The 25,626-nt window shown below is 70.9% G+C and carries 22 protein-coding genes; 12 read left to right on the forward strand and 10 right to left on the reverse strand.

The window, feature by feature from the left end:
- Positions 1 to 22 precede the first annotated feature (22 nt).
- Positions 23 to 178 carry a hypothetical protein gene (locus FS825_RS18495; protein ID WP_186376999.1) on the reverse strand — a complete coding sequence of 52 codons (156 nt, stop codon included), beginning with the start codon at positions 176 to 178 and terminating at the stop codon, positions 23 to 25.
- Positions 179 to 385: 207 nt separating this feature from the next.
- Between FS825_RS18495 and FS825_RS00795 the strand changes: the two genes are divergently transcribed.
- The 7 genes from FS825_RS00795 (at position 386) to FS825_RS00825 (ending at position 9,580) form a co-directional block, all read left to right on the forward strand.
- Positions 386 to 1,489: a LacI family DNA-binding transcriptional regulator gene (locus FS825_RS00795; RefSeq protein WP_144709945.1), complete on the forward strand. Its 1,104-nt coding sequence runs from the start codon at positions 386 to 388 to the stop codon at positions 1,487 to 1,489.
- Between the two features lie 492 nt (positions 1,490 to 1,981).
- On the forward strand, positions 1,982 to 3,775 hold the full coding sequence (locus tag FS825_RS00800) for an ABC transporter substrate-binding protein (protein WP_260980951.1): 1,794 nt from the start codon (positions 1,982 to 1,984) through the stop codon (positions 3,773 to 3,775).
- The gene (locus FS825_RS00805; protein ID WP_144709947.1) at positions 3,772 to 4,752 is read left to right on the forward strand and encodes an ABC transporter permease; all 981 of its coding nucleotides are present in this window, start codon (positions 3,772 to 3,774) and stop codon (positions 4,750 to 4,752) included. The genes FS825_RS00800 and FS825_RS00805 overlap by 4 nt, the downstream gene beginning before the upstream one ends.
- A complete protein-coding gene (locus tag FS825_RS00810) occupies positions 4,749 to 5,702 on the forward strand; it encodes an ABC transporter permease (RefSeq protein ID WP_144709949.1) in 954 nt (317 codons plus the stop codon). The genes FS825_RS00805 and FS825_RS00810 overlap by 4 nt, the downstream gene beginning before the upstream one ends.
- Positions 5,699 to 7,495 (forward strand): ABC transporter ATP-binding protein, encoded by a 1,797-nt coding sequence (locus tag FS825_RS00815; protein WP_144709951.1) that lies wholly within the window; start codon positions 5,699 to 5,701, stop codon positions 7,493 to 7,495. The genes FS825_RS00810 and FS825_RS00815 overlap by 4 nt, the downstream gene beginning before the upstream one ends.
- Complete coding sequence (locus FS825_RS00820; protein WP_144709953.1) at positions 7,492 to 8,364, forward strand: alpha/beta fold hydrolase; 873 nt, start codon at positions 7,492 to 7,494, stop codon at positions 8,362 to 8,364. The genes FS825_RS00815 and FS825_RS00820 overlap by 4 nt, the downstream gene beginning before the upstream one ends.
- Before the next feature lie 28 nt (positions 8,365 to 8,392).
- Positions 8,393 to 9,580 (forward strand): glycoside hydrolase family 1 protein, encoded by a 1,188-nt coding sequence (locus FS825_RS00825; RefSeq protein ID WP_144709955.1) that lies wholly within the window; start codon positions 8,393 to 8,395, stop codon positions 9,578 to 9,580.
- 51 nt (positions 9,581 to 9,631) lie between these two features.
- Here the strand turns inward: FS825_RS00825 and FS825_RS00830 are convergent, their stop codons facing one another.
- Together FS825_RS00830 and FS825_RS00835 are read right to left on the reverse strand one after the other, a co-directional pair.
- Entirely contained in the window at positions 9,632 to 10,546 is a 915-nt protein-coding gene (locus tag FS825_RS00830) for an ankyrin repeat domain-containing protein (RefSeq protein WP_144709957.1), read from the reverse strand.
- Between the two features lie 9 nt (positions 10,547 to 10,555).
- Complete coding sequence (locus tag FS825_RS00835; protein ID WP_144709959.1) at positions 10,556 to 11,929, reverse strand: GntR family transcriptional regulator; 1,374 nt, start codon at positions 11,927 to 11,929, stop codon at positions 10,556 to 10,558.
- Positions 11,930 to 12,043: 114 nt separating this feature from the next.
- Between FS825_RS00835 and FS825_RS00840 the strand changes: the two genes are divergently transcribed.
- From FS825_RS00840 to FS825_RS00860, 5 genes are all read left to right on the forward strand, one after another.
- Complete coding sequence (locus FS825_RS00840; protein WP_144709961.1) at positions 12,044 to 12,673, forward strand: acyltransferase; 630 nt, start codon at positions 12,044 to 12,046, stop codon at positions 12,671 to 12,673.
- Positions 12,670 to 13,785 (forward strand): DegT/DnrJ/EryC1/StrS family aminotransferase, encoded by a 1,116-nt coding sequence (locus FS825_RS00845; protein WP_260980952.1) that lies wholly within the window; start codon positions 12,670 to 12,672, stop codon positions 13,783 to 13,785. Before FS825_RS00840 ends, FS825_RS00845 begins: the two co-directional genes overlap by 4 nt.
- Entirely contained in the window at positions 13,782 to 14,810 is a 1,029-nt protein-coding gene (locus FS825_RS00850; protein ID WP_144709963.1) for a Gfo/Idh/MocA family protein, read from the forward strand. Before FS825_RS00845 ends, FS825_RS00850 begins: the two co-directional genes overlap by 4 nt.
- Entirely contained in the window at positions 14,807 to 16,108 is a 1,302-nt protein-coding gene (locus FS825_RS00855; protein WP_144709965.1) for a nucleotide sugar dehydrogenase, read from the forward strand. Before FS825_RS00850 ends, FS825_RS00855 begins: the two co-directional genes overlap by 4 nt.
- A gap of 80 nt (positions 16,109 to 16,188) precedes the next feature.
- Entirely contained in the window at positions 16,189 to 17,430 is a 1,242-nt protein-coding gene (locus tag FS825_RS00860) for a lipopolysaccharide biosynthesis protein (protein ID WP_186377000.1), read from the forward strand.
- Between the two features lie 647 nt (positions 17,431 to 18,077).
- Here FS825_RS00860 and FS825_RS00865 read toward each other — a convergent pair.
- From FS825_RS00865 to FS825_RS00895, 7 genes are all read right to left on the reverse strand, one after another.
- Positions 18,078 to 19,577: an oligosaccharide repeat unit polymerase gene (locus FS825_RS00865; RefSeq protein ID WP_144709967.1), complete on the reverse strand. Its 1,500-nt coding sequence runs from the start codon at positions 19,575 to 19,577 to the stop codon at positions 18,078 to 18,080.
- Positions 19,578 to 19,642: 65 nt separating this feature from the next.
- Positions 19,643 to 20,776, reverse strand: coding sequence for a glycosyltransferase (locus FS825_RS00870; RefSeq protein WP_144709969.1), 1,134 nt, complete (start codon positions 20,774 to 20,776; stop codon positions 19,643 to 19,645).
- A gap of 29 nt (positions 20,777 to 20,805) precedes the next feature.
- Positions 20,806 to 22,086, reverse strand: a complete 1,281-nt coding sequence (locus FS825_RS00875; protein WP_144709971.1) for a glycosyltransferase family 4 protein — start codon at positions 22,084 to 22,086, stop codon at positions 20,806 to 20,808.
- On the reverse strand, positions 22,083 to 22,724 hold the full coding sequence (locus tag FS825_RS00880) for a sugar transferase (protein WP_144709973.1): 642 nt from the start codon (positions 22,722 to 22,724) through the stop codon (positions 22,083 to 22,085). The genes FS825_RS00875 and FS825_RS00880 overlap by 4 nt, the downstream gene beginning before the upstream one ends.
- A 25-nt stretch (positions 22,725 to 22,749) precedes the next feature.
- On the reverse strand, positions 22,750 to 24,111 hold the full coding sequence (locus FS825_RS00885; RefSeq protein WP_144709975.1) for a tyrosine-protein kinase domain-containing protein: 1,362 nt from the start codon (positions 24,109 to 24,111) through the stop codon (positions 22,750 to 22,752).
- 82 nt (positions 24,112 to 24,193) lie between these two features.
- Complete coding sequence (locus FS825_RS00890) at positions 24,194 to 24,643, reverse strand: DUF3060 domain-containing protein (protein ID WP_144709977.1); 450 nt, start codon at positions 24,641 to 24,643, stop codon at positions 24,194 to 24,196.
- Between the two features lie 82 nt (positions 24,644 to 24,725).
- Positions 24,726 to 25,626: hypothetical protein (locus FS825_RS00895; protein WP_186377001.1), on the reverse strand; the 901-nt coding region annotated here is incomplete at its 5' end.

Here is a 25,626-nt window from a genome sequence, read left to right on the forward strand (position 1 = left end):
CTCCTGGCCGGACCGCGACCGACTACGGTCTGGTCGCGCGGTCCTCAGCCGCGTCGATCTGGTCGAAGATCCAGGCGTTCCCGCCGTCGGTGTGGTCCAGGAGCGCGTCGCGCACCTCGGCCTCGTCGTTGTCGAGCCGGATCGCGTTCTTGCTGCCGGACCGCGTCGATTGGGACATCGTGTCTTCTCCTGTGTGTGTGGGCACCGTTGCGGGTGCGCTTCCTCACGGGACGTTCTGAGGTCTCGACAGTGTGGCGCGCCCCGTTCCGAGAACACAAGGGCTCCGCGCCATGTGTGGAGAAGTCACGGCTCGCACCATGCCTAGGATGGTCCGGCCGCACGGCTCGCGGCCAGGAACGCGCGGACGTCGGACGGGAGGCACGGCTTGGCCGAGCAACGCACCGCACCTCCCACGGTCTACGACGTGGCCTCCGCGGCCGGCGTCTCCATCGCCACCGTCTCGCGCGTGCTGCGCACGCCCGACGCGGTCCGCGAGGGCACCCGCGACCGGGTCCAAGCGGCGATCCGCACCCTCGGCTACGTGCCGTCGGGCAACGCGAGGGCCCTCGCCGGCAAGCGCACCGGCGTCGTCGGCCTCCTGCTGCCCGGGTTCGACGTCGTGCCGGACGAACGGCCCGACCTCGTCACCGACGGAGGCGTCCGGATCGTCGACGACCGCCGGCACGTCACGCAGCCGTTCTCCTCGAACCTGTACTTCGACGAGGTGCTCCGTGGCGCCGAGACCGAGGCGTGGCAGCGTGGCCTCGCGCTCATGGTCGCGGCGGGGCGCGGTTCCTCCCGGGACGTCATCGTCAACGACGTCGCCGGCCGGGTGGACGGGCTGGCCGTGCTCGCGCAGACCGTGCCGGACGAGCTGCTCGAGCACGTCGCCCGGCGGGTGCCGGTGGTGGTGCTCGCGGACGACCGACGGTCCCACGGGTTCGACTCGGTGAGCGTGGACAACGCCGCGGGCATGCGTACGCTCGGGGCGCACGTGATCGGGCGGCTCGGTATCCGGTCGCTGGTGTACCTCGCGGGACCGATCGACTCCCCGGACGACATCGAGCGGTCGGCGGGCTTCCGGCAGGCCCTCGACGACCACGGGGTGCCGGCCTCGGCGGTGCGGGTCGTGCACGGGGACTTCGGCCGTGCTCGTGCCCGGGAGCTCGCGGCGCAGCTGCTCGACGGGGACGCGGTGCCGCGCGCGATCGTCTGCTCGAACGACCAGTCGGCGCTCGGGGTGCTGGACGCCGCGGCGGCTCGAGGGGTCCGGGTGCCGGAGGACCTCGTCGTCACGGGCTTCGACGGCATCGACGCCGGGCGGTTCTCGTCGCCGCCGCTCACGACCGTGCACCAGCCGATGGGGGAGCTCGGGCGTGCAGCGGTCCGGGCGATCGTGGACCGGCTGGAGCGCCGGGAGGGGCCGCCCCGGGCGATGCGCCTGCCGGTCGAGGTGCTGCTGCGCGAGAGTTGCCCGCCGGCGTTCTGAGGGCGCGCGGCGGGGGCTCGCCCGCGCTCGCCGAGCGGGCAATATCCGTCCCGCTCGGCAGGCCCACGCGGCAGATCGTGCCCGCTCGGCGGAAGGCTTGCGGCGTGTTGTGCTCGCTCGGTGCCCGCCGCCCGACGCACCGGCCGACACCGGCCCGCCGCCCGACCCCGCGGTCGGACGGCTTCGCCGAGCGGACGCGTTCGCCGAGCGGGCGATATCCGTCCCGCTCGGAGATCCCACGCGGCAGATCGTGCCCGCTCGGCGGAAGGCTCGCGGCGTTTTGTGCCCGTTCGGAGGGGCCGCCCGACGCACCGGCCGACACCCGCCCGACGCCCGACCCCGCGCCCGGCCCGACGCCCCGGCCGACACCGGCCCGGCGCCGGCCCGCGGCCGCACGAGTGTCGCCCCGGCAAACAACCGCCACGGTTGCGCGCCGCGATGTAAGCGCATACATTGTCTCCGTACCGACTCGACACGGAGGTCGACCGAGCAATGACGCTTCCCCCACAGCGCACGCGCGGGCAACACGAGCCACGCACCCCGGGCACCCCGCGCCCCCGCCGCCGCAGCCGCCTCATCGCGGCCATCGCCGGCATCGCCGTCGTGGCCCTCGCCGCCACCGGCTGCAGCATCCAGGTCCGCTCCCAACCGGACCCGAGCATCGGCAAGGACACGATGCTCATCAACGCGGACCACGGCAACCCGCTGTTCGACCGCAACTTCAACCCGTACATCGCGAACGCCCGCACCGCGAGCAAGTGGATGTACGAGCCCCTCATCGAGGTGAACCCCCTCGACGGCAAGCGCAACCCCTGGCTCGCGAGCTCATGGACGCAGCCCGACGCGAAGACGATCGACATGACGATCCGCGACGGCGTCGAGTGGTCCGACGGCAGCGCGTTCACCGCGAAGGACGTCGTCTTCACGTTCGACCTGCTCAAGAAGTTCCCCGCGATGGACGTCAAGGGCGCCTGGCAGCACATCGACACCATCGAGCGGAAGGGCGACCACGTCGTCTTCCACCTCAAGTCGGAGGACGTCCCGAGCCTCACGATCATCGGGCAGACGTACATCCTCGGCGAGCAGCACTGGGGGAAGGTCAAGGACCCGACGACGTGGCGCGACCCGAACCCGGTCGGCACCGGCCCGTTCGTGCTCGGCAACTACACCGACCAGCAGTACTCGATGGACAAGAACCCGAAGTACTGGCAGGCCGACAAGATCGCCATCAAGCACCTCATCCTCCCCGCCACGAACACGCAGCTCGACACCGTCACGCGCGGCTACGACTGGGCGTACGCGTTCATCTCCGACGTGCAGGGCACGTGGGGCGCGGCTTCGAAGACGAACACCTACTGGTTCCCGCCGGGGGGCGTGATCGGCCTCATCCCGAACCTCACGAAGGCGCCCTACAACGACGTCAACGTGCGCCGGGGCATCTCCCTCGCGCTGAACCGTGACGACATCGCCGAGACCGCGACCGAGGGCAACCTCACGGCCGCCGCGCAGACCGGGCTGATCCTGCCGAACCAGGAGCAGTACGTGAACGACGACATCCCGGACAAGGGCGTCATCACGCAGGACACCGACGCCGCGAAGGCGAGTTTCGCCAAGGCCGGCTACGTGGAGCAGGGCGGCAAGCTCGTCAAGGACGGCAAGCAGCTCGAGATCAAGATCATGACCGCGAACGGCTACTCGGACTGGCTCCGCGCAGCCCAGGAGGTCCAGCGCAACCTGACCGCCATCGGCGTGAAGGTCACGATCCAGGCACCGCAGCCCGCCGGGTACCAGCAGAACATCAACAACGGGCAGTTCGACATGGCGATGGGCGGCATGGGCAACGGCGACGTCTACCAGGCGTTCAACTCGCTCCTCAGCAGCGACTTCTACCAGCCGGTCGGCAAGTCGACGGTGAACAACTACGAGCGGTACAAGAACGCCGACACGCAGAAGCTCCTCGACGAGTACAAGGCGACCACGGACACCGCGAAGCAGCAGGAGATCCTCGACCAGCTGCAGGAGGTCGTGTACGACGACCTGCCCGTGATCGGCATGTACTACGGCGGGCTCTGGGGCCTGTTCAACACGTCGAAGTTCGTCGGCTGGCCCAGTGCGGAGGACCCCTACATGGCGCCGCAGAACTACGACTCGGCACCGCTGCTCATCTTCTCGAAGCTCCGGCTCCGCGACAGCGCGGCGGGCAAGAAAATCCTGCAGGAGCAGAAGGACGCGAAGCAGCAGGACGCGAAGCAGCAGGACGCGAAGCAGACGGAGGACCAGAAGTGAAGTACATCCTCCAGAAACTCGTCCTCTTCGTCCTGACCCTCTGGGCCGCGGTCACGCTGAACTTCGTGCTCCCGCGCCTCATGCCGGGCAGCCCGACCGACGCCGCCCTGGCGAAGCTCAGCCAGAACGGCCCGGTCACCGACGCCACGAAGAAGGCCATCGAAGCCCAGCTCGGCGTCCCGACCGGCAACCTGTGGGACCAGTACGTCAGCTACCTGCACCAGGTCATCACGCTGGACTTCGGCACGAGCTACACGTTCTACCCGCAGCCCGTCGGTGACCTCGTGTCGAAGGCGCTGCCGTACACGCTGATCCTCGTCGGCGTGGTCACGATCCTCGCGTTCGTCCTCGGCACCCTGATCGGTGTCGCGGCGGCGTGGAAGCGCGGCACCTGGCTCGACTCGCTGCCGACGCTGAGCGGCTCCTTCATGTCGACGTTCCCGTACTTCTGGACGGCACTCCTGCTGCTGTTCTTCCTCGGCTACGTCCTGCACTGGTTCCCGACGACGGGCGCCTACTCGGCGACGTCGACGCCCGGCCTGACCGGGACGTTCATCGGCGACGCCCTGCAACACGCGGTCCTGCCGGCGGTGACGATCCTCGTCACGAGCCTCGGCGGCTGGATCATCGGCATGCGCAACGCGATGATCAACACCCTCGGTGACGACTACGTGACCTTCGCCGAGGCGAACGGTCTCCGCGGACGCACCGTGGCGATCCGGTACGCAGCCCGCAACGCGATCCTGCCGAACCTGACCGGCTTCGGGCTGGCGCTCGGTGGTGTGGTCGGCGGTTCTGTGCTGGTGGAGCAGGTGTTCGGGTACCCGGGCATCGGCTACCTGCTGTTCAACGCCGTGATCGGGCAGGACTACCCGCTCATGCAGGCCCTCTTCCTGATGATCACCGTGTCGGTGCTCATCGCCAACTTCATCGTGGACGTCCTCTACGGCGTCCTGGACCCGAGGACGCGCCGATGACCAACAACGCGACCGTCGCAGTACGGACCCAAGACCAGAACGAGAACGAGAACGAGCAGCAAGCGCCGTCCCGACTGCGGAGCACGCTCAGACAGTTCGGCGTCGTCTGGAGCAACACCAAGGCCCGGATCGGCATCATCATCCTCGCGGTCTTCGTCGTGGTCGCGATCGCCGCCCCGCTCCTCGCCCCCTACGGCGCCAGCCAGAACGGGTTCGCCCGCAGCGCCGACGCCACGTGGGCGCACTGGATGGGCACGACCGCCGCCGGCGAGGACGTCCTCTCCCAGCTGATCTACGGCGCTCGCATCTCGGTGCTCGTCGGGGCCGTCGCGGGCTTCCTGTCCACGCTGGTCGCCGTCGCGATCGGCCTGAGCTGGGGCTACGTCCGCGGCTGGGTCGCCGAGGTCATCGGGTTCATCGTGAACCTCTTCCTCGTCATCCCGGGCCTGCCGCTCATGATCGTCATCGCGGCGTACCTGCAGAACGGCGGCATCGCGGTCATCATCGCGGTCATCGTCGTCACCGGCTGGGCCTGGGGCGCGCGCGTCCTGCGCAGTCAGACGCAGTCCCTCCGCGGTCGCGACTTCGTGACCGCGGCGCAGTTCTCCGGCGAGGGCGCGACCCGCATCGTCTTCCGCGAGATCCTCCCCAACATGACGAGCCTCATCGTCGGCTCGTTCTTCGGGGCCGCCACGAGCGCGATCCTCGCGGAGGCGGGTCTCGAGTTCCTCGGACTCGGCGACTCGTCGATCGTCAGCTGGGGCACGATCCTCTACTGGGCGCAGAACTCGAACGCGCTGCTCACCGGTCAGTGGATCCTGCTGTTCGCTCCGGGCCTCTGCATCGCCCTCCTGGCGATGAGCCTCACCCTGATCAACTTCGGCGTCGACGCCGTGTCGAACCCGCGGCTGCGCGAAGGCGCGCGGCCCCGTAAGGAGAAGACCGCATGAGCGGGTCGCGAGCAACGCAACCAGCAGATGGCCTGGAGGCGCGGGACGGCGCCGCCACGCGCCTCCCGTCCGCCACCACGAGCGTCACGGAGGACGTCCTGCTCGACGTCCGCGACCTGTCGGTCGTGTACGAATCCGCCGGCCAGACGGCCGTCCAGGCCGTCGACCACGTCTCGTTCCAGCTCCGCCGCGGCGAGTTCGCCGGCCTGGTCGGCGAATCCGGCTCCGGCAAGTCGACCCTCGGCTACGCGCTCACCCGGCTGCAGAAGCCGCCGGCACGCACGAACGGCGGCAGCATCGTCTTCGGCGGCCACGACATCCGCGACCTCGACGACGAAGCACTCCGTCAGCAGCGCCAGGGCGGGTTCGCCATGGTCCTGCAGTCCGGCATGAACGCGCTCAACCCGGTGCGGACCATCCGCAACCACTTCATCGACGTCTTCAGGGCCCACGGCCACGTGTCGCGTGATCGCTGGGACGCCCGCATGCAGGAGCTCATCGAGAAGGTGAAGCTCCCGGTCGCGATGCTCGCCCGCTACCCGGGGGAGCTCTCCGGCGGCATGCGGCAGCGTGTGTCGATCGCCCTGGCGCTCTCGCTCGAGCCGCAGCTCATGGTGTTCGACGAGCCGACCACGGCGCTCGACGTGCTCGTGCAGCACGCGGTGATGGACACCATCATCGAGCTGCAGCGCACCGAGGGCTTCACGGCGATCCTCATCAGCCACGACCTCGGCATCGTCCTCGAGGCGACCGAGCGCGTGCTCGTCATGCACGAGGGCCGCATCGTCGAGGACGGCGGCTCGAAGGAGATCCTCCGCGACCCGCAGGACGAGTACACGCAGATGCTTCTCTCGCACTACGCCGACCCGCGTGCCGAGGTTGTCAGCCTGCCGGGCTTCCCCGACCGGTCCCAGCGCGACGCCTCCGCCACCCGGCAGGAGACCACGTCGTCGTTCAGCACCGTCGGATCCCGCGAGCGGAGCGCCGCGAAGAACCCGATCGTCGTCGACCACCTGGTGAAGACGTACCCGGCGCCCCGCCGCGGCGAGCAGCCCGTGCAAGCGGTCCGCGACGTCTCGTTCACCCTCGAGCCCGGGCAGTCGCTCGCCCTCGTCGGCCAGTCCGGGTCGGGCAAGTCGACGATCGCGAAGATGCTCACCGGCGTCGAGAAGCCGACGAGCGGCACGGTCCGGTTCGGCGACCTCGACGTCGCCCGTCTCGGACGGCGAGGACTGCGGGACCTGCGCTCCGAGGTGCAGATGGTGTTCCAGGACCCGTACGCGGCGCTCAACCCGCTGCACACGGTGGAGTACACGCTGTCCCGCCCGATCGCGAACTACACCGGGCTCCGCGGTCGCGATGCCCGGAAGCGCATGCTCGAACTCCTCGACACCGTCGGGCTCACCCCGGTCGAACAGTTCGCGCAGAAGCTCCCGCACCAGCTGTCCGGCGGGCAGCGGCAGCGCGTCGTCATCGCGCGGGCGCTGGCCAGCGACCCGCAGGTGATCATCGCCGACGAGCCGGTCTCGATGCTCGACGTGACGCTCCGCGCCGGGGTGCTCGCGCTCCTCGAGGACCTCCGTGAGCAGTGGGGCGTCTCGCTCCTCTACATCACGCACGACCTGCTGAGTGCCCGGCTCATCACGGACGACATCATGGTGCTGCACGACGGGGCCGTCGTCGAACGCGGCCACACCGCCGAGGTGCTCCAGCACCCGCAGGACCCGTACACGATCGACCTGCTCGACGCGGTGCCGAACCCGCGTCGTGCGCTCGCGGAAGGACGACTGTGACCACGCTGCACGACTTCCCGGAGGTCCCCGCCTTCGGCCACCTGCCCACCCCGGACGGCGTCGACGTCGTCGGCATCGACGTCCCGGTCGGGCGCCTCACCGCTTACCGGGTGGTCCCCTCCGGCGTCTCGAAGGGTGTCGTCCTCGTCGTCCCCGGCTACACCGGCTCGAAGGAGGACTGGCGCACCTTCCTGCCGTTCCTCCGCGACGCCGGGTGGACCGCGGTCGCGATCAGCCGGCGCGGCCAAGCCGACTCCGCCGCGCCGACGGAGCCCCGGGACTACTCCCTCGAGGAGGAAGCCGCCGACGTCGTCCGGGTCGCCCGGCACCTCGACGACGGCGCCCCCGTGCACCTCATCGGGCACTCCCTCGGCGGTGTGATCGTCCGCGCCGCCGCGATCCAGGACCCGACGGCGTTCCGCGACGTCGTGCAGTTCTGCTCCGGTCCGTACGGCTGGCCGTACCGCAAGGTCGCCGAGCTGACGATCCTGCACGACACCGGCGGGAACAACCGCGCCCTGTTCGACGCCACGAACCCGCTGTGGGCCTCCCGCCCCGACGGGGAGCTCCCCGACGACGTCCGGATGGTCCGCGAGCGCTTCGACGCCACGAGCCCGCTCAGCGTCGTCGCCGGCGGCCACATCCTCGAGGACCACACCGACTCGTCCGACGCGCTCCGTGCCACCGGGCTGCCGGTCCTCGTGACGCACGGCGAGTGGGACACCGCCTGGCCGATCCCGTGGCAGCGGCAGATGGCGGAAGACACCGGGGCGGCGTACGAGGTCATCCCGACGAGCTACCACGGCCCGCAGGTCGAGAACCCGGCGGGCACCCTCGCCGTCTTCGACGCCTTCCTGTCGGCGCACTGACGCCGGCGCAGTACCGAAAGGAACCACCATCACCACGCTCGACTTCCCGAAGGGCTTCCTCTGGGGTGCCGCCACCGCCGCACACCAGATCGAGGGCAACAACGTCAACAGCAACTGGTGGGTGCACGAGCACGAGCCCGACACCACCATCGTCGAACCCTCCGGCGACGCCGCGGACAGCTACCACCGGTACCGCGAGGACATCCGCATCGCGGCCGACCTCGGGCTGAACTCCTACCGGTTCAGCATCGAGTGGGCCCGCATCGAGCCCGAGCGCGGGTTCGTCAGCCGTGCCGAGATCGACCACTACCGCCGCATGGTCGAGGCGTGCCACGAGTTCGGCCTCGAGCCGATCGTCACGCTCATGCACTTCACCGTGCCGCGCTGGTTCGAACGCGACGGCTTCTGGCGCGCGCCCGACGCCGCCGACCTGTTCGCCCGCTACACCGAGGCGGCGCTCCCCGTCATCCAGGACGGCGTCCGCTACGTCTGCACGATCAACGAGCCGAACATCGCGGCGATGCTCGCGGGTGGCGAGGACGCATCGAACCTGGTGGCCTACGGTCTGCCGAACCCGGACCTCGGGGTGGCCGACGCCCTGCTCGCGTCGCACAAGCGCTCCCGCGAGGTCCTCTCGCAGGTGTCCGGCATCCAGAGCGGCTGGACCATCGCGACGCAGGCCTTCAAGGCCTCCGGTGAGCCCGGCTCCGAGGAGAAGCTCCGCGAGTACGGCTACCCGCGCGACGACTGGTACCTCGAGCAGGCCGCGGGCGACGACTTCCTCGGCGTGCAGGCGTACACGCGGACCTTCATCGGTCCGGACGGTCCGCTCCCCGTGTCGGAGGACGTCGAGACCACCCTGACCGGCTGGGAGTTCTACCCCGAGGCCTCCGCCGACGGGCTCCGCAGCGCGTGGGAGCTCTCCGGCCACGTCCCGCTGATGATCACCGAGAACGGCATCGCGACCGCCGACGACCCCCGACGGATCGCCTACACGCAGGGCGCCCTGGAGGGGATCCACCGCTGCATCGAGGACGGCATCGAGGTCCTCGGCTACCAGCACTGGTCGCTGCTCGACAACTACGAGTGGGCGTCGGGCTTCCGCCCGACCTTCGGTCTCGTCTCGTGGGACCCGGTGACGTTCGCCCGGACGCCGAAGGACTCGGCGCGCTGGTACGGACGGGTCGCTGCCGCCAACGCGCTGACGGTCCAGTAGCCGACTGCCTGGAGGCGCGACTCGCCTGATCGACGCGGGTCGCGCCTCCCGTCAGTCACCCTGGTGCGCTGCGTCGTGATCCGCTTGGTCGTCTGTCGACGCATCGAACCAGGCGAGGAGGAGTTCCTCCGCGCGGCGCGAGCCCCGCTCGCGGGCCAGGTCCATCGCGGTCCGCCCTTCGGCGTCCTCGACGTGCACGTCCGCACCGCGCTCCAGCAGCGCCTCGGTCGTGCCGCGTCGGTCGAACCAGACCGCGGCGTGCAGCGGCGCGAAGCCCCACCGCGGGTCGACCTCGTCGATCCCGGCCGGGTCGCTGCCGATGCCGTCGAGCGCCAGCGAGAGCCCGCCGACGTCCCCGTGCGCCGCGGCACGGACGGCCGGGGTGGCCCACTCGACCCAGCCGTCCGGCACCGGGCCGGACCAGCCGTGCGCGGGTCGGTCGGCGAGTCGGGTCCAGTCCGCTTCGTCGACCGGACGGACCTCGACGACGACGTCGCGGAAGTGCACCGCGAACTCGCCGGTGGGGGAGACGAGCAGCCGGAGCTCCCAGACGTCCGCGTCGACGTGCGCGAGTTCGCCGCGCGAGACGTGGACGTCGCCGCCGAGGAGGTCGAGCGGGTCGATCGCGTCCGGTTCGACGACCGCGCGGTCGAAGCGGAGCGAGAGCCGGGCGTGGTTCCACCGCCTCCAGAGGCCGTCCGGGGTGTCCAGCACCTCGTCGTTGCGGACGACGAACGCGGCGTGCACGGTGTGGGTCGGGGTGGAGTCGACGCCCGCGTCCTCGTGCCGGCCGGACTCCTCGATGCGCCAGCGCTCGATGCGTGCTTCGCTCCACGTGACGGACGCGAGGGCTGCGATCGACGGCGGCGCGTCGGAGACGAGGCGGGCGAGGTGCTCGGCGTAGCCGTCGACGTCCTCGAGGGAGACGTACCCGACCGCGGGCCAACCCACTCGACTCCATCGCACGGGCGAAGCCTACCGGGGCGGGTGTCCCCTCCCGGCCGCGTACTGCGCGCGCACCTCCGCGATGTGGGCGTCGAAGTGCGTCGACAGCGCGTGGGCGGCATCGGCGGCGACCTCGGCGTCGCGGGTCTCGACGGCTTCGCGGACGAGCTCCAGGTAGTCCTGCATGTTCCACTGCCGGAAGCGCGGTGCCTGTTCGAGCACGTAGACCAACCGACTGATGCCGACGAGCGTCGACGCCCGTACCGCGCGGTTCCGCGAGTGGACCGCGAGGTACCGGGTGATGTCCGTGAGGACAACCGGGTACGCGTAGTCCCGCACCTGCGCGTACCGTCCGGCAAGGTCGATGCGCGCGACGACCTCTGCGCGTTCGGTCGCCGTCAGGAAGGGGATGCTCCACCGCGCGGACTGCTCGTGCAGCCCGAGCAGCAACTCCTGGCTCTCCACCCAGTCCTCGACGGTCGGCGACGCGATCCGGATCGCCCCGTCGCCGTGCGCCCCGGCGACGACCAGACCCATCAGCTCGAGCCGACGGATGCCCGGCAGGAGGCGTGCGCTCGGGACCCGGAAGCGGGGCAGCAGCTCGGCGAAGCCGTACTCGCGGCCGCGTTCGAGGGAACCGTCCCGCACCGCACCGAGCAGCTCGTACCAAAGGTCGTCCGGTGCCCAGGTGACCTCGTCGGGATCGATCGGCGGCGGGATGAGGAGGTCCTGGGCGTCGATCCCGAGCGTCGCGGCGGCCTCCTCGAGGAACGCCGACCAGAGCCGGAGCAGGACGTGCGCCGCGCGCTCGGCCGTCGGGACGTCATGGAGGCGTGCAGCCTGGAGGGACGCGGCCAGCCAGCCCTCCACCCGCCACACTGTCCAGGGCACCGTCGTCGCGAGCCCGAACCGGAGCTGTTCGAGGGCGCGCACGGTGAAGCGTGCAGCGAGACGGTTCGGGGCGATCTCGGCCCAGAACGCGAACGTGGCCGTCATCGCGGCGTCCATCGCCGCCGGGTCCCGCTCGGAGGCCGCACGCCGGGCGGCGTCGACGAGACCCGCGTACCGCTCGACGTCCTGGTCAGTGATGGTCGCCATCGCGGACCGCATGTCCACCTCGAGGTAGCCGACGAGCGCCCAGGAGTCCTGCGCCCAGCGAGCCGGGGCGAGGGTGGACACCCGGAACGTGCCGGTCGGGCCGGGACGGACGAGGCCCATGTCCGCGAGGCGTTCGAGCGCGCCCTGCAGGGCCAGTGGCGGGAGGTCCATCGCGGCGCCGAACTCGGTCTCGTCGTGGTCCACGTCGTGCGGGAGCCGGCCGTCCCGGATCGCCGCGAGGACGGCTTGGTAGGCCTCGTCGAAGATCGGACGCCAGGCGCGGCCGAGGCGCTCGTGCGCTTCCATGCCGTGAGGGTACCGATTCCCCGCGACGTCGGCGCAATGCGATACTGAGCACTTGATATCCAAAACTGGAATATGTAATCTGGGCACAGCACACCGATCAGACAGGAGCTCCAGATGCCCTCGGACGTCCATCCGAACCGAAGCCCGCACGCGTTCGTCTCGCCCGCGGCGGACGTCTCGACGACCGCCATCATCGGCGCCGGGGTGCGCGTCTGGGACGGCTCCCGGGTCGAAGCCGGAGCGGTTGTCAGCGACGACACGCTCGTCGGCCGCGGCGTCACGATCGGCGCCGGCGTCGCGGTCGGGGAACGCTGCAAGATCCAGAACGCCGCCCTCGTCTACGGGCCCGCGGTCGTCGGGGCCGGCGTGTTCGTCGGGCCCGGCGCGGTCCTCACGAACGACAACGTGCCACGCGCCGTGAACCCGGACGGCAGCATCAAGGACCTGTCCGACTGGGCACCGGAGCCCGTCGTCGTCGACGAGGGGGCGTCGATCGGCGCCGGTGCCATCTGCGTCGCACCGGTGCGCATCGGCAAGTGGGCAATGGTCGCCGCCGGGGCCGTCGTCACGCGTGACGTCCCCGACCACGCCCTGGTCGCGGGGGTCCCCGCGCGCCTGATCGCCTGGGTCGGTCGGACCGGCGCGCGCCTCGTCCGCATGGACGGCGACCGGCTGACCTGCCCGGACACCGGCGACCGCTTCCGCCTCACCACCGCCGGCGACGAGATCGAGGTCGTTCGATGACCGCCCCCACGATGCCGGCGCCCGCGCTGGAACTCATCCCCGCCGCGAAGCCCCTCATCGGGCCGGACGAGCGTCGCGCCGTCGACGCCGTGCTGGCCAGCGGCGGACTCGCCCAGGGTCCCGAGGTTGCCGCGTTCGAGCGGGAGTTCGGCCAGGTCCTGGTCGACGGCCGCCCGGTCGCCGCCGTGAACAGCGGGACCGCCGCGCTCCACCTGGCACTCGTCGCCCTGGGCATCGGGCCCGACGACGAGGTCATCGTCCCCTCGTTCACCTTCGCCGCCACCGCCAACGCGGTCCGCCTCGTCGGCGCGACCCCGGTGTTCGTCGACATCGACCCGGTGACGTTCTGCGTCGACCCGGACGCCGTACGTCACGCGGTCACCCCCGCGACCCGTGCCCTCATGCCCGTGCACCTCTACGGGCACCCGGCGGACATGACGGCCCTCGCCGCGATCGCCGCGGACCACGGGCTGCTCGTCGTCGAGGACGCAGCGCAGGCCCACGGGGCACGCTGGGCCGGCGCCCGCGTGGGGAGCACCAGCGACGCCGCGGCCTTCAGCCTGTACCCGACGAAGAACATGACCGCCGGCGAGGGCGGCATGGTCTCGACGACCGACCCCGAGGTCGACCGCACTCTCCGGCTCCTCCGCAACCAGGGCATGGAACAGCGGTACGCGAACGAGGTCATCGGGTTCAACGCCCGGATGTCGGACATCCACGCGGCGATCGGTCGGGTGCAGCTCGCCAAGGTCCTCGGTTGGACCGCGCAGCGCCAGGCGAACGCGGCCTACCTCGCACGCGAACTCCGCGGCGTCGTCACCCCGACGGTGGCGTCCTCGGCGGAACACGTCTTCCACCAGTACGTCGTCCGCGTGCCGAGCGACCGTGACGGGTTCGCCGCAGCGCTCCGATCGGAGTTCGGGATCGGGTCGGGCGTCTACTACCCCACCCCGGTGCACCGCCTGCCGTCGTTCGGGCTCGAACTCGACCTCCCGGAGACCGAGCGGGCCGCGCGTGAGGTCCTGGCCCTGCCGGTGTACCCGACGCTGACGCTCACCGAGCTCGACCGCATCGTCGACGCGGTCAACACCCTCGCCGGAGCAGGCCGATGACCGCCGCGCTCCGGGCCGGTGTGATCGGCCTCGGGATGATGGGCCGGCACCACGCCCGCGTGCTGCGAACGCTCGACGGCGTCGAGCTCGTCGGCGTCGCGGACGCCCTCGGTGACCAGCACGGTCCCGCCGGTGGTGCGCAGGTCGTCCGGTCCGTCGACGAGCTCCTCGCGCTCGGGATCGACACCGCCGTCGTCGCCGTCCCCACCGTCCTCCACGAGGAGGTCGGACTGCGACTCGCCGACGCCGGCGTGCACGCGCTCATCGAAAAGCCGGTCGCGATGGACACCACTGCCGCGGCCCGACTCGTCGACGCGTTCGACCGAGCCGGTCTCGTCGGTGCCGTGGGCCACATCGAGCGGTACAATCCCGCGCTGCAGGCCCTCCGCCGCCGACTCGACGCTGGCGAACTCGGCGACGTCTACCAGATCGCCACCCGCCGGCAGGGGCCGTTCCCCGCACGCATCGCGGACGTCGGCGTCGTGAAGGACCTCGCCACCCACGACATCGACGCGACCGCCTGGATCGCCCAGTCCCCGTTCACCCACGTCGGGGCGCTGGCGTGCACGAAGAGCGGCCGCGCGCACGAGGACCTCGTCACGATGACCGGTCGCCTCGAGGACGGGACGGTGACCTCACACCTCGTCAACTGGCTGTCGCCGTTCAAGGAGCGCCTGCTCATCGTGACGGGGGAGCGCGGAGCGTTCGTCGCGGACACCCTCTCGGCCGACCTGACCTTCCACGAGAACGGGACCGTCCGGAGCGAGTGGGACCAGGTCCAGGCGTTCCGCGGCGTGGCAGAAGGCGCGAGCACGCGGTTCGCGATCCCCAAGCGGGAGCCGCTCGTGGTCGAGCACGAGGCGTTCCGCGACGCCGTCCTCGGGCGCTCCGCCGACATCGTCACCCTCGCCGAGGGCATGCGGACGGTCAGCGTCGCCGAAGCCGTCCTCGCGTCCTCAGGGACCGGCGAGACCGTCCGACTCCCCACCGCCCAGCACGGATCGACCCAAGGAGCAGCAGCATGAACGTCGTCGTCGTCGGACTCGGCAAGATCGGACTCCCGCTCGCCGTCCAGTACGCCCGCTCGGGTGCTCGCGTCGTCGGTCTCGACGTCGCGCAGGGCGTCGTCGACTCGGTCAACGCCGCCCGGGAACCGTTCCCCGGTGAGCACGGCCTGGCCGACGGTCTCCGTGCGGTCGTCCCCTCCGGCTCGCTGCGGGCCACGGTCGACCCGGCCGACGCGATCCCGCACGCCGACGTCGTCGTGGTCGTCGTGCCGCTCTTCGTCGACGAGCACGGCGTCCCGGACTTCGGCTGGATGGACGCGGCGACCGAGGCGATCGGAACGCACCTGACAGCGGGGACGCTCGTCGCGTACGAGACCACGCTCCCCGTCGGGACCACCCGTGGCCGCTGGGCCCCGAAGCTCGAAGCGTGCTCCGGCCTCGTCGAAGGCCAGGACTTCCACGTCGTGTTCTCCCCGGAGCGAGTCCTCACCGGCAGCGTCTTCGCCGACCTCCGCCGCTACCCGAAGCTGGTCGGCGGCCTCTCGGACCGCGGGTCCGCGCTCGGAAGGGCGTTCTACGAGCAGGTCCTGCAGTTCGACGAGCGCGCCGACCTCGACCGGCCGAACGGGGTGTGGGACCTCCGGACGGCCGAGGCCGCCGAGCTCGCAAAGCTCGCCGAGACCACCTACCGCGACGTCAACATCGCGCTCGCGAACGAGTTCGCCCGCTTCGCCGAGGGGCAGGGGATCGACGTCGCCGACGTGATCGACGCCTGCAACTCGCAGCCGTACAGTCACATCCACCGGCCCGGGATCGCGGTGGGCGGCCACTGCATCCCCGTGTACCCGCGGCTCTACCTCTGGAACGACCCCGAGGCGACTATGGTCCGCGCCGCACGCAACCGCAACGCGAGCATGCCCGAGCACGCCGTCGAGTCCCTCGCGCGCCTCCACGGCGACCTCGCGGACCAGCGGGTCGTGGTCCTCGGTGCCGCGTACCGCGGCGGGGTGAAGGAGACCGCGTTCTCCGGCGTCTTCGGCGTCGTCGAGGCGCTCATCTCGCGTGGTGCGGCCGTGTCGGTGTCCGACCCGCTGTACTCCGACGACGAACTCCGCCGGCTCGGCTTCGAGCCGTACCGCCCGGGCGACGCCGTCGACGCTGCGGTTGTGCAGGCGGACCACGATGCGTACCGATCGCTCTCCGCGGCCGACCTCCCCGGGGTCCGCACGGTCATCGACGGTCGCCGCGTGCTCGATACCGCTCGCTGGGGCTCCGTCACCGTCGCGTCGATCGGCGCTCTGCCGGTAGCCGCCTGACCTCGCCCACCCTCGACCCCGATCGGACTGCCGTGCGAACCCGAGCCAGCCTCCTGCGCGGCAGGCGTGTCCCTGCCCTCGTGACGATCCTCACCGGGACCGCCGTCGGGCAGGGACTCGTCATCGCGGTCTCTCCGCTGTTGACCCGTGCGTACGCTCCGTCCGACTTCGGCGCGCTCGCGATCGTGACCGCGCTGGCATCGATCGTCGGTGCGTGGGCCACCCTCGGCACCGATCGTGCCGTCGCCGTCGCTCCCGACCGTGCGGCCACCGCATCGCTGGTCGTGTTCGGGGCGGCGACGACGACCGGCGTCGCGTCAGTGACCTCGTTCGTGGCGTGGTGGTTCCGAGCCGACGTGTCCGAGCGGTTCCGCGCCCCGGCACTGTCCGACTTCTGGTGGATCGTCCCGGTCACGGTGTTCGCCGTCGGCCTGCACCGGATCGGGTCCGCCGTCCTGGCGCGACGCCGACAGCACGGGTCGATCGCCGTCCGGAACGCCGCCCAGGGGATCGCGCAGACCTTGTGGAACCTCTCGATGGCGTTCGCCGGACCCATCGGCCTCGTCGGCGGACTCGCCGTCGGCCGCTTCGCCGCGATCGTCGGCATGCTGCGCGTCCGGCCGTCGGTGGCCGCGCTGCCGAGCCCCGCCGCGACCTGGAGGACGCTCCGCGCCCATCGCCACTTCGTGCTCGTCACGCCGTGGTCGGCCGCGCTCAACGTGATCGGGCAGCAGGCGCCGGCACTCCTCATCGCGGCGATGCACGGCAGCGCTGCCGCGGGCTTCGTCGCCCTGACCATGCGCGTGCTGGGTGCCCCCGTCGGCATGGTCGCCGACGCCGTGGCCCAGTACGCCGCCGGGGCGTTCGGCCTCCGGGTCCGGGCCGGCGATCCGGTGCGAGGGCTGCTCGCTCGCTTCACCTCACGTCTGTTCCTCGGCGGGTCCGTCGCCGCGGTCCTCGTTCTGCTGCTCGGCCCATCCGTGTTCGGGGCCGTGTTCGGAGCGGACTGGCAGCTGTCCGGGACCTACGCGCAGATCCTTGCTCCGGCGTTCGCGGTGCAGGTCGTCGTGTCCCCGATGACGCAGGTGTTGTCGATGCTCGGTCGGCAGACGGCCCAGCTGTCCTGGGACGCCGGACGCCTCGCACTGACATCGGCCGCGGTGTTGGTCCCCTCGGCGCTCGGCGCACCGATGCCCGTGGTCCTCGCCGCGCTCTCCGCCGCCATGGTGGTGTCCTACCTCGTGATGCTCGTGCTCGTCGTGCTGGCCGCGCGCTCGCCGATGCCCTCGCACCACCACGTCGAGGAGCCCGCGCCCGCCTGACGCGGTTCACGCCCGTTCGATCCGGCTGGGCCGTCGTCGTCGCCGCCCGCCCGTCGCGTCTTGTCCCATCGTCCGCGGCAGCCCGCGACGGGAGACGCCCCGCGCGCGAACCGAAGCGCCAGGGAGAGTGACGATGCCCGGCGCTCCCGCCGGTCCACCAGCCGCGCTCGGCGCAGCGCCATGGGCTCCCGTGCGTGGTCGGCCCTTTCGGTACGACGACGCTGCGCGCACTCGGCGGTGCCGACCGAGCCGGTGATGCGGGCAGGCACACCGGTCCTGGCTCCGGCTCAGGCCGGCCCAGCCCGGCGCAGCTCGCGCGGCGCGGCCCAGCCCGGCCCAGCCCCGGCCCAGCGCCGGCGCGGCGCGGCCGGGCCCGGCGCGGCCCGGCCCGGCGCGGCGCCGTGGCCCGAGCATGGTCCCGGTCGTCGGAGCGTCGCCCAGCCCCGACCCCACGCAGCGTCGCGCGGCCGGATCTTGCCGGCGGCCCTCACTCGACCGGCCGGGCCGGACGTGGGCGATTGACTGAGCTCAACCGCGGCACCCGACGGCCCGGCCCGAGGCGCCGGGCGGCGGGTCACCCACGGAGCCTCGACCCTGCGGCGAGCCGTTCGTGCGGCCTCCGCCGGACATCGCACACCCGCCCGCGCTCAGGCGCGCGGACGACCAGGGACTCGCGCCCGCCGTCCCCGTCCCCGGGCAGACCGCACGCTCGATCGGGGGTGCCCCGTCCAGCGGACCTCCCGGCGAGGGCCGACGAGCACGCGGCCACGGGACCTCCGCGCGTCCAACTCCGCGGCGGGCTCGAGCACGCCGGCTCCCTGGCGGCGAGCCGGGTCCTCCCGCCTCCGTCGCCGTTCCCACCCGGTCCGTGGCGCGATGGCGAGGACGACCGTCCCCATCACCAGCCCGTGCGAGAGCATCGCCGTGAAGACGGACGTGTTCGACAGCATGATGCTCGGCATCACGACCGCCATCGCCGCGACGCGCATCGGCAGCCCGCGGCTCGCGCGATCGAGGACCCGTAGCCAGATCAGCAGGACGGCCGCCGCGACGAAGATCCCGAACCAACCGAAGTTCGCGAAGCCGTCGGCGAAGAGATTGGCGTTCGCGTACCCGACCGAGCCTGGCACGAGGAAGTCCGCGATCCGCTTCGGCGGCGGCAGGTCGTACGGGTAGTCGACCCAGGTCCGGAGGAACGAGTAGCCGTACCGGGCGACCGGATTGTCCGAGAAGTACTCGACGTACACCGACGAGAGCAGCCCCGGCGTGAGCATGAACCGGCGCGTGAAGACGGATGTCCAGGTGAGGCCGCCCTGCAGTTCGTCGGCCGCCGCTGACACGACCATGACGGCGATGGGTGCGACCATGAACGCCGAGGAGCCCCGTGGCCTCGTGCCCCGGAAGAGCAGTGCCATGCCGAGCACGGCGACGAACGAGAAGAGCACGGCCTTGAACCCGGTGCTGGAGTAGAGGAGGAACTGACCGACGAGCGCGATCACGATGAGTGACGGCCGTCGTCGGAACACGCCGCGCGCCAGGATGAGCGGGTTGATCACGTACGCCTGCCCGGTCAGCAGGTACCCGAGCGTCCCGCCGGTGCCGACGTCGGCGGAGTAGTCGGCGCGGACGTCGTAGATGTCGTCGAGGGCGAGGAACCGCACGTGCAGCCCGACCGTCGCGGCCATCACCCCGTACGTGAGGAGCGAGTACGCCCAGCACACGGTCCAGGTGAGCGAGCCGCGGCTGATCGCCTTCGTCCCGATCCGGATGACGTCGTCGTCCGGCTTCACCACACTGCCCACGCCGGTGTTGCGGGCGTCCGGGCGGCGGGGCGTCGCGAGGCTCACCAGACCGAACGCCGTCCCGACGGCACCGGTGAGGGCGATCGCGGTGTTGGTCGCGACGTACCCGGTCGACACGCTCATGAGCATGGTGGGGCTGACGCAGACGACGAAGATCGTCCAGAGGACCACGTGCGAGGGCCGGTTGAGCGTGCGGGGGAGGGTGAGCGCCACCGCGGTGGTGATGAGGACGACCACGAGGAGCATCTGCCACGAGGGTGCGACGTACGTGTAGCCGAGGTAGCCGAACAGCGGCGCGACCAGGTGCTCGGAGATCCGGTCCATCGTCAGAGCGAGTGCCAGCACCGCGGTGAAAGTGCCGAGGACGTGCCAAACCGGTCGCACGAGCGAGGACCGGTCGATCGTCGCCCTCATCGTCCGGCCGCCCGGCCGGCACGGAGACCGGGGAGCAGCTCGTCGTACATCGCGACGAGTCGTTCGGCTTCGGGTGCCCAGGTGAACCGGGCCGCCGCGCGACGCGCTTCGGCACCGTGCCGCGTCAGCAGGGCCGGGTCGTCCGCGTACCGCCGGACCGCCCGGGCGATCGCGCCGGGGTCGTCCGCGGGGACGAAGGTCACGCACTCGACTCCGTCGAGCAGGTGCCGCCACAGCGGGATGTCCGTCGCGACCACGGCGAGCCCCGCCGCGAGGTACTCGAAGAGCTTCGTCGGGAAGATTTGGTCGGTGACCGGCGTTCGCCGGAACGGGACGACGCCGATGCGGGAGCGCAGGAGGAGGTCGCGCGCTTCCATCGGTCCGACGACGCCGCCGTGGTGCACCCGTCCGGTCGCCTCGGCAGCACGGAGCAGCTCCGTCGAGGTCGCCCGGTCGATCGACCCGACCATCTCGATGCGCCACTCCGGCGGGAACGACGGGTGCTCCGCGACCGAACCGAGCACGTCGATCCCACGGTCCCGACTGAGGACGCCGACGTGCGCGACCAGGGTGGGTCGCGCCTCCAGGCCGACCTGCGTGTCGTCCTCCGGACGCGCGAGTGGGAAGTTGTGGATCGCGACCCGGCGCGGTGCCGGGAACCGGCGTCCGGTCCACTCGGTCGCCGTCACGACACGGTCGGCGGTCCCCGCGAGACGCAAGAGGCCGTGGGACAGCCAGGCGAAGAACGCCCGCTGACCGTGGGTCAGGTAGTCCTTGCCCCAGACCTGGTCGGGCAGGTCCTCGTGCGCGTCGTACACGACCGTCCGGCCGGCGAGCCGCAGGACCGGGATGGTCCAGATCAGCTCCGGGTCGTGCAGGTGCACGACCCGTGCGCCGGACCGCAGCGCGAGGAGGAGCGCCTGCGTCGTCGACACGACCATCCGGCGGACACGGCGCCGTCGAGGGATCCGGACGACCTCCACCGAGGTGGTCGGTGCGGGCAGGTCCGAGTCGACCGCGATCAGTCGCACGCGGAAGCCGGCGCGGGCGGCAGCGGCCGCCTCACGGAGGTGGACGCGGTTGTCGACCCACGGGTGGGCGCTGGAGACGTGGACGATGTCGGGTCGCATGATCGGGTTCCTGCTGTCGGGTCGAGGGTTCAGGGGGTGCTGACGGTGGCGTCGAGCGCTCGGGCGAGGACGCCGGCGAGGTGCCGGTAGTCGTACGCGTCGACGACGTGGGCGCGGCCGCGGGCGCCCATCGCGTCGCGGTCGGCAGCCGGCATGGCGGCGAGGGCGAGCATGCCGTCGGCGAGAGCCTCGGCGTCGTCGGGCCGGACGTGGACTCCACTCGCGGAGTCGACGACCGGTTGGAGCGGCACGGGCGCGCCGACGAGCAGCGGCCGACCGAGCAGCATGTACTCGTACTGCTTGTTCATGGACACGCCGTGCCGGTAGAGCGGGAGGTCGTGCATGTTGACGACGAGGCACTCGGCCTGACGGCCGATCCGCCGCGACTCGGCCTGCGGGACGCGTCCGGTCCAGACGACGTCGGGGCCGGACGGGAGGCGCGACGCACGTTCCCGAAGTGCGCGCACGTCGGCGCCATCCCCGACCATGACGAGTGTCAGTCGCGGTCCGCCCGTGGCGGCCGCTCGGCGATGTGCCAGGTCGAACGCGTCGATGACGGCTTCGAGGGCGTTGGCGGGGCCCATCGAGCCGATGTAGGCGATGGTGAATCGGTCGACGTCGGCCCCGGTCGCGCTCTCGCCGGCAGGCGTGCTGTCGATCTCGGTCGCGCGCGCGATGTCGTCGACTGCGACGCCGTTGGGCACCCGGGTGAACGGAACGCGGTGACCGCGCTCGGCGTAGTACCGGCCGACGCCGTCGAGCGGCGAGACGACGAGCGCCGCGCGGTCGACGATGGTGCGCTCGAGTCGGCGGAGGGCGCGGATGACCGGGTGCCGCTCCGTCATGCCGGCGAGACCGAGCGCCGACTCGGGCCACAGGTCGCGCGGTTCGAACACGAACGGAACACCGATCCGCCGGGCGAGCACTGAGGCGGCCCACGCGGCCAGCGGGTGGAACGACCCGCCGACGATGACGTCGGGCCGAGGGATGCCTCGGAGCGTCCCGGGTGACAGGAGGAGCGCGGTGAAGAGCAGGATGTCGGCGATGCGGCCGACGGCGCGACGGAGGCCGGAGCCGCGGTGGTCGACGCCGCGCAGCCAGAGGAACTCGTACCCGGTGCCGCCCCACCGTTCGCGCAGGGTGGTGCCCCGCATGTGGGATCGGCCGGTGGGGTGGTCGGTGCCAGCGGCGATGACCACGGTCCGCCAGCCGTGCGCGACGAGGCCGGCCGCGAGGTGCTCGTGCCGCGTGGAACGGCCGTCGCGCTCGCCGTGGTGGGCGTAGTGGTTGACGATCCAGAGCGTCTTCACCGTGAGCCGCCCGTCATGACCGCCGTGCCCTCGAAGACGTCGGAGCTGACGTGGTCGGGCGCGTTGATGCCCTCGCGCCGGATCACGACGCCGACCGTGCGGAGCAGGATGCGGGCGTCCAGCCCGAGCGACACCGTGTCGACGTACTCGATGTCGGAGCGCAGCCGTTCGGGCCATGGCAGGGCGTTCCGGCCGCGGACCTGGGCCAGGCCGGTGAGCCCGGGCAGCACGTGGTGCCGTCGGGCTTCTTCGGCCGTGTAGAGCTCGAGGTAGCGGCAGAGGCTCGGACGCGGCCCGACGAAGGACATGTCTCCGCGCAGGATGTTCCAGAGGCTCGGCAGCTCGTCGAGGCTGCTGGAGCGGAGGAGCGAGCCGAACCGGGTCAGACGGCTCGCGTCCGAGGTGCGGCCCCGTGCCGGGTCGACCTCGAGCATGCTGCGGAACTTCAGGATCGTGAAGGTCTCGCCGTGCAGGCCCGGTCGGTCCTGGCAGAAGAGCACGGGACGGCCGAGTCGGACGGCGACGAGGGCCGCGATGACCGCGAGGAGCGGCGACAGGACGACGAGTGCGGTTGCCGCTCCGACGACGTCGAGGAGACGCTTCGTGCGGAGGGTCCTGGTGCGGCGTGCTTCGTGCATGGCGGAGTCCTTCTCGGTTCGGGTGTCAGGCGTTCGCCGGGCGGCTGGCGTACTCGGAGCGGTAGTAGGCGTAGCGGGACGCCTTGTGCTTGGTCTTCGTCAGCACGACGCCGCTCGGGCGCTGGCCGACACGTTCGAGAGCCGCGACCGCGAGTCGCACGTCGGAGCGTTTGGTCTGGTTCGCGGCGGTCACCAGGAGAGTCATGGAGACGAGAGTGCTCACGAGCGCAGCGTCTGTGACCGCGAGGACAGGTGGGGTGTCGACCAGGACGACGTCGAATCGTGCTGCCAGCTCTGCGACCACACGATCCATCGCTTCCGACCCGATGAGCTCGCTGGGATTCGGGGGGATGGTGCCGGCGGGGAGGACACTGAGGCCATCGGTTCCCCATTCCTGCAGGACGTCCTCGATCTCGGCGCGTCCGACCAGCAAGTCGGTCAGGCCGACGGCGCCTTCGATCCCCATCGTCGTGGCGAGGTTCGGCCGACGAAGATCCGCGTCGATGATCACGGTACGAGTCCCACCCTTGCTGAGTGCGATCCCGAGGTTCGCCGTGGTCGTGGTCTTGCCCTCTGCCGGACGCGCGCTGGTGACGGCGATCGTCGGGGCGCCGGCTGTCCGGAGGAACTGGATGTTCGTCCGGAGGCTGCGGAAAGCCTCCGATCGGACACTCGACGCGTCATCGCGAACGATGAGAGGGCTCCGCGACGCGTCGGTGTCGAGGCCGATGTCGCCGACGAGAGGGAGTCCGGGGTCGAGGTCCTCAGCGTCGCGCACGCGGGTGTCGGCTGCTGCTCGGAGCAGCGCGAGCGCCGCTCCGGCGGCGAGACCGGCACCGAGTCCGAGCAGGAGGTCGAAGGCCTTCTTCGGCGCCACCGGTGAGGTGGGCACCGTCGCCGGCATGACTTCTTCCAGACGTACTGACGCGGTCCCGTCCGCGGTCTCCGGCTCGATCTCGGAGACGACGGCGGAGAGCGCCGTGCCGATGGACCCTGCGATCCGCGCCGCCGTCCGTGCGTTGTTGTCCGTGGCGCTGATGGAGATGATCACCGTGCCGGTACCGACTGTCGACGTGACTTTCTCGGAGAGGAGCGCGGGTGTCGTGTCGAGATCGAGGCGCTCGATCACCTGTTCGAGGACCCGGGGCGATGAAGCGAGCTCGGTGTACGACTTGATCTTCTGCTGCGCGGCAGTCGAGCCGGACGCGATCTCACCCGCCGAACCGGTCTCCTGACCGGCCACGGAGACGTAGAACGAGGTGGACGCCTTGAAGGTCGGCGGAGTGATCGTGGTGATCAAGAATGCCGCAACTGTTCCGACGGCAGTCGCTGCGGCGAGGATCCACCAGCCGGAGAGCAGCGCGCGGATGATGACGACGTAGTTCATGGAACCCCTTGCTTGGATGTACGTCAAGTGTAAAACATCACACGTGAAAGAACAATGTTCTGCCTCCGGCTGGCTGCCTGTTCTACTTCGTTCGAACGGTGTTGTGCTGTCCTTCGTCCGTGATCGAGGGCTCCGGGCCGGTGTGGTGGATGGTGTTGCCGCTTCCGGTGACCGTGATGGTGGCGGGGTTCTCGACAGTGACGGTGTTGTTGCTCCCCTCGATGGTGAGGGTCTCGACGGTTCCGAGGGTGATGGTCGCGTCCGAGCTGATGACGTTGACGCCCTTGCAGTCGCCCATGCTGAAGTGGTCCGTGTCCTTCGAGCTCGTCTGGTCGTCCTGGTTCCAGATCTGGGCGGCGTCATCGATGCAGTCGTTGTAGACAGTGGTCCCTGCCGAGGGAGACGGTGCGGTGGTGCTGGTGCTGGCGCTCGTGGAGGAAGGTCGTGGAGCCTCGGATGCCGTGCAGGCCGCGAGTCCGAGAGCGGCGGTGGCGGCGAGGGTGGTGGCGATGACGAGATGGGGGATGCGCATGGTCGTTTCCGTTCTGGTTCGGGACGTACAGGAGAGCGCGGCGGGCCATCGATGTGACGGCCCACCGCGCTCTCGGAAGGGGCTACTTCTTGATCGTGAAGACGTTGGACGTGCGGATGTGGCCGTCCTTGGTCTGCTCGATCTTGAAGCGGAACTCGGTCGCGTTGGACGAGACGGTGCGGTCGAAGGTGTAGTTGCCCTGCTTGTCGATCGTGACGTCGGCGGGGTCGACGATCTGCGTGCCGGAGCCGTTGAGGATCCGGACGGTCGCGGACGGGTCAACGGTGCCGGTGAAGGTGTTGATCGCGCCCGGGACGATCTTTGCGGGGCCAGTGCTACTGGCCTTCGCGATCGGTGCCGCGTTGATCGTGAACAGGGCGCTCGTGCGGGTCTCGCCGCCGAGGTTCTGCTCGATCTTCATGCGGAAGTTCTCCGCGTCGTTGCTGATCCCGCGGGTGAAGGTCCACTTGCCGTCCTCGCCCACTCGGATCGTGTTGTTCACGATCTGCGTGTTCGAGACGTTCAGGATGCGCAGCGTGGCGCCGGGGGTGCCGGTGCCGGTGAAGGTGTTCACGACGCCGGAGGAGACGTACTCCGTGTTGACCTTCGCGTCCTGCCAGGCCTTGACCGCGGTGACGCGGAACAGCTCGGACGTGTTGGTCTTGCCGTCCTTGGTCTGCTCGATCTTGAACTCGAAGTGGGCCGCCGAGGCGGACATCATGCGGGAGAACGACCAAGCACCCTTGGCGTCGACCTGCACGTCCTTGACGAGCTCGGTGCCGGAGGCGTTCAGGATCCGAAGCGTCGAGTTCGGCGTAGCGGTGCCTGTGAACGTGTTGGTCACCCCGGCGTTGTACTGCTCCGTCGTCACCGTCGCCGGGAAGAAGTCCGACACTCGCGTCGGCGTGGTGGTGTGGGCGATGAAGGCGCCGGCGGTGCTGGTGCCGGTGATGGCGGTGGTGAGCTGGCCGGTGGTGCCGGTG

The sequence above is a fragment of the Curtobacterium pusillum genome, from assembly GCF_007680845.1.
Taxonomy (GTDB): domain Bacteria; phylum Actinomycetota; class Actinomycetes; order Actinomycetales; family Microbacteriaceae; genus Curtobacterium; species Curtobacterium pusillum_B.

What these genes read in the sequence shown, in the direction of transcription:
- FS825_RS00855 (WP_144709965.1), top strand. Translation starts at nt 14,807, where the DNA reads ATGAACGTCGTCGTCGTCGGACTCGGCAAGATCGGACTCCCGCTCGCC.
- FS825_RS00890 (WP_144709977.1), bottom strand. Translation starts at nt 24,643, where the DNA reads ATGCGCATCCCCCATCTCGTCATCGCCACCACCCTCGCCGCCACCGCC.
- FS825_RS00885 (WP_144709975.1), bottom strand. Translation starts at nt 24,111, where the DNA reads ATGAACTACGTCGTCATCATCCGCGCGCTGCTCTCCGGCTGGTGGATC.
- FS825_RS00815 (WP_144709951.1), top strand. Translation starts at nt 5,699, where the DNA reads ATGAGCGGGTCGCGAGCAACGCAACCAGCAGATGGCCTGGAGGCGCGG.
- FS825_RS18495 (WP_186376999.1), bottom strand. Translation starts at nt 178, where the DNA reads ATGTCCCAATCGACGCGGTCCGGCAGCAAGAACGCGATCCGGCTCGAC.
- FS825_RS00845 (WP_260980952.1), top strand. Translation starts at nt 12,670, where the DNA reads ATGACCGCCCCCACGATGCCGGCGCCCGCGCTGGAACTCATCCCCGCC.
- FS825_RS00810 (WP_144709949.1), top strand. Translation starts at nt 4,749, where the DNA reads ATGACCAACAACGCGACCGTCGCAGTACGGACCCAAGACCAGAACGAG.
- FS825_RS00840 (WP_144709961.1), top strand. Translation starts at nt 12,044, where the DNA reads ATGCCCTCGGACGTCCATCCGAACCGAAGCCCGCACGCGTTCGTCTCG.
- FS825_RS00800 (WP_260980951.1), top strand. Translation starts at nt 1,982, where the DNA reads ATGACGCTTCCCCCACAGCGCACGCGCGGGCAACACGAGCCACGCACC.
- FS825_RS00835 (WP_144709959.1), bottom strand. Translation starts at nt 11,929, where the DNA reads ATGGAAGCGCACGAGCGCCTCGGCCGCGCCTGGCGTCCGATCTTCGAC.
- FS825_RS00880 (WP_144709973.1), bottom strand. Translation starts at nt 22,724, where the DNA reads ATGCACGAAGCACGCCGCACCAGGACCCTCCGCACGAAGCGTCTCCTC.
- FS825_RS00850 (WP_144709963.1), top strand. Translation starts at nt 13,782, where the DNA reads ATGACCGCCGCGCTCCGGGCCGGTGTGATCGGCCTCGGGATGATGGGC.
- FS825_RS00870 (WP_144709969.1), bottom strand. Translation starts at nt 20,776, where the DNA reads ATGCGACCCGACATCGTCCACGTCTCCAGCGCCCACCCGTGGGTCGAC.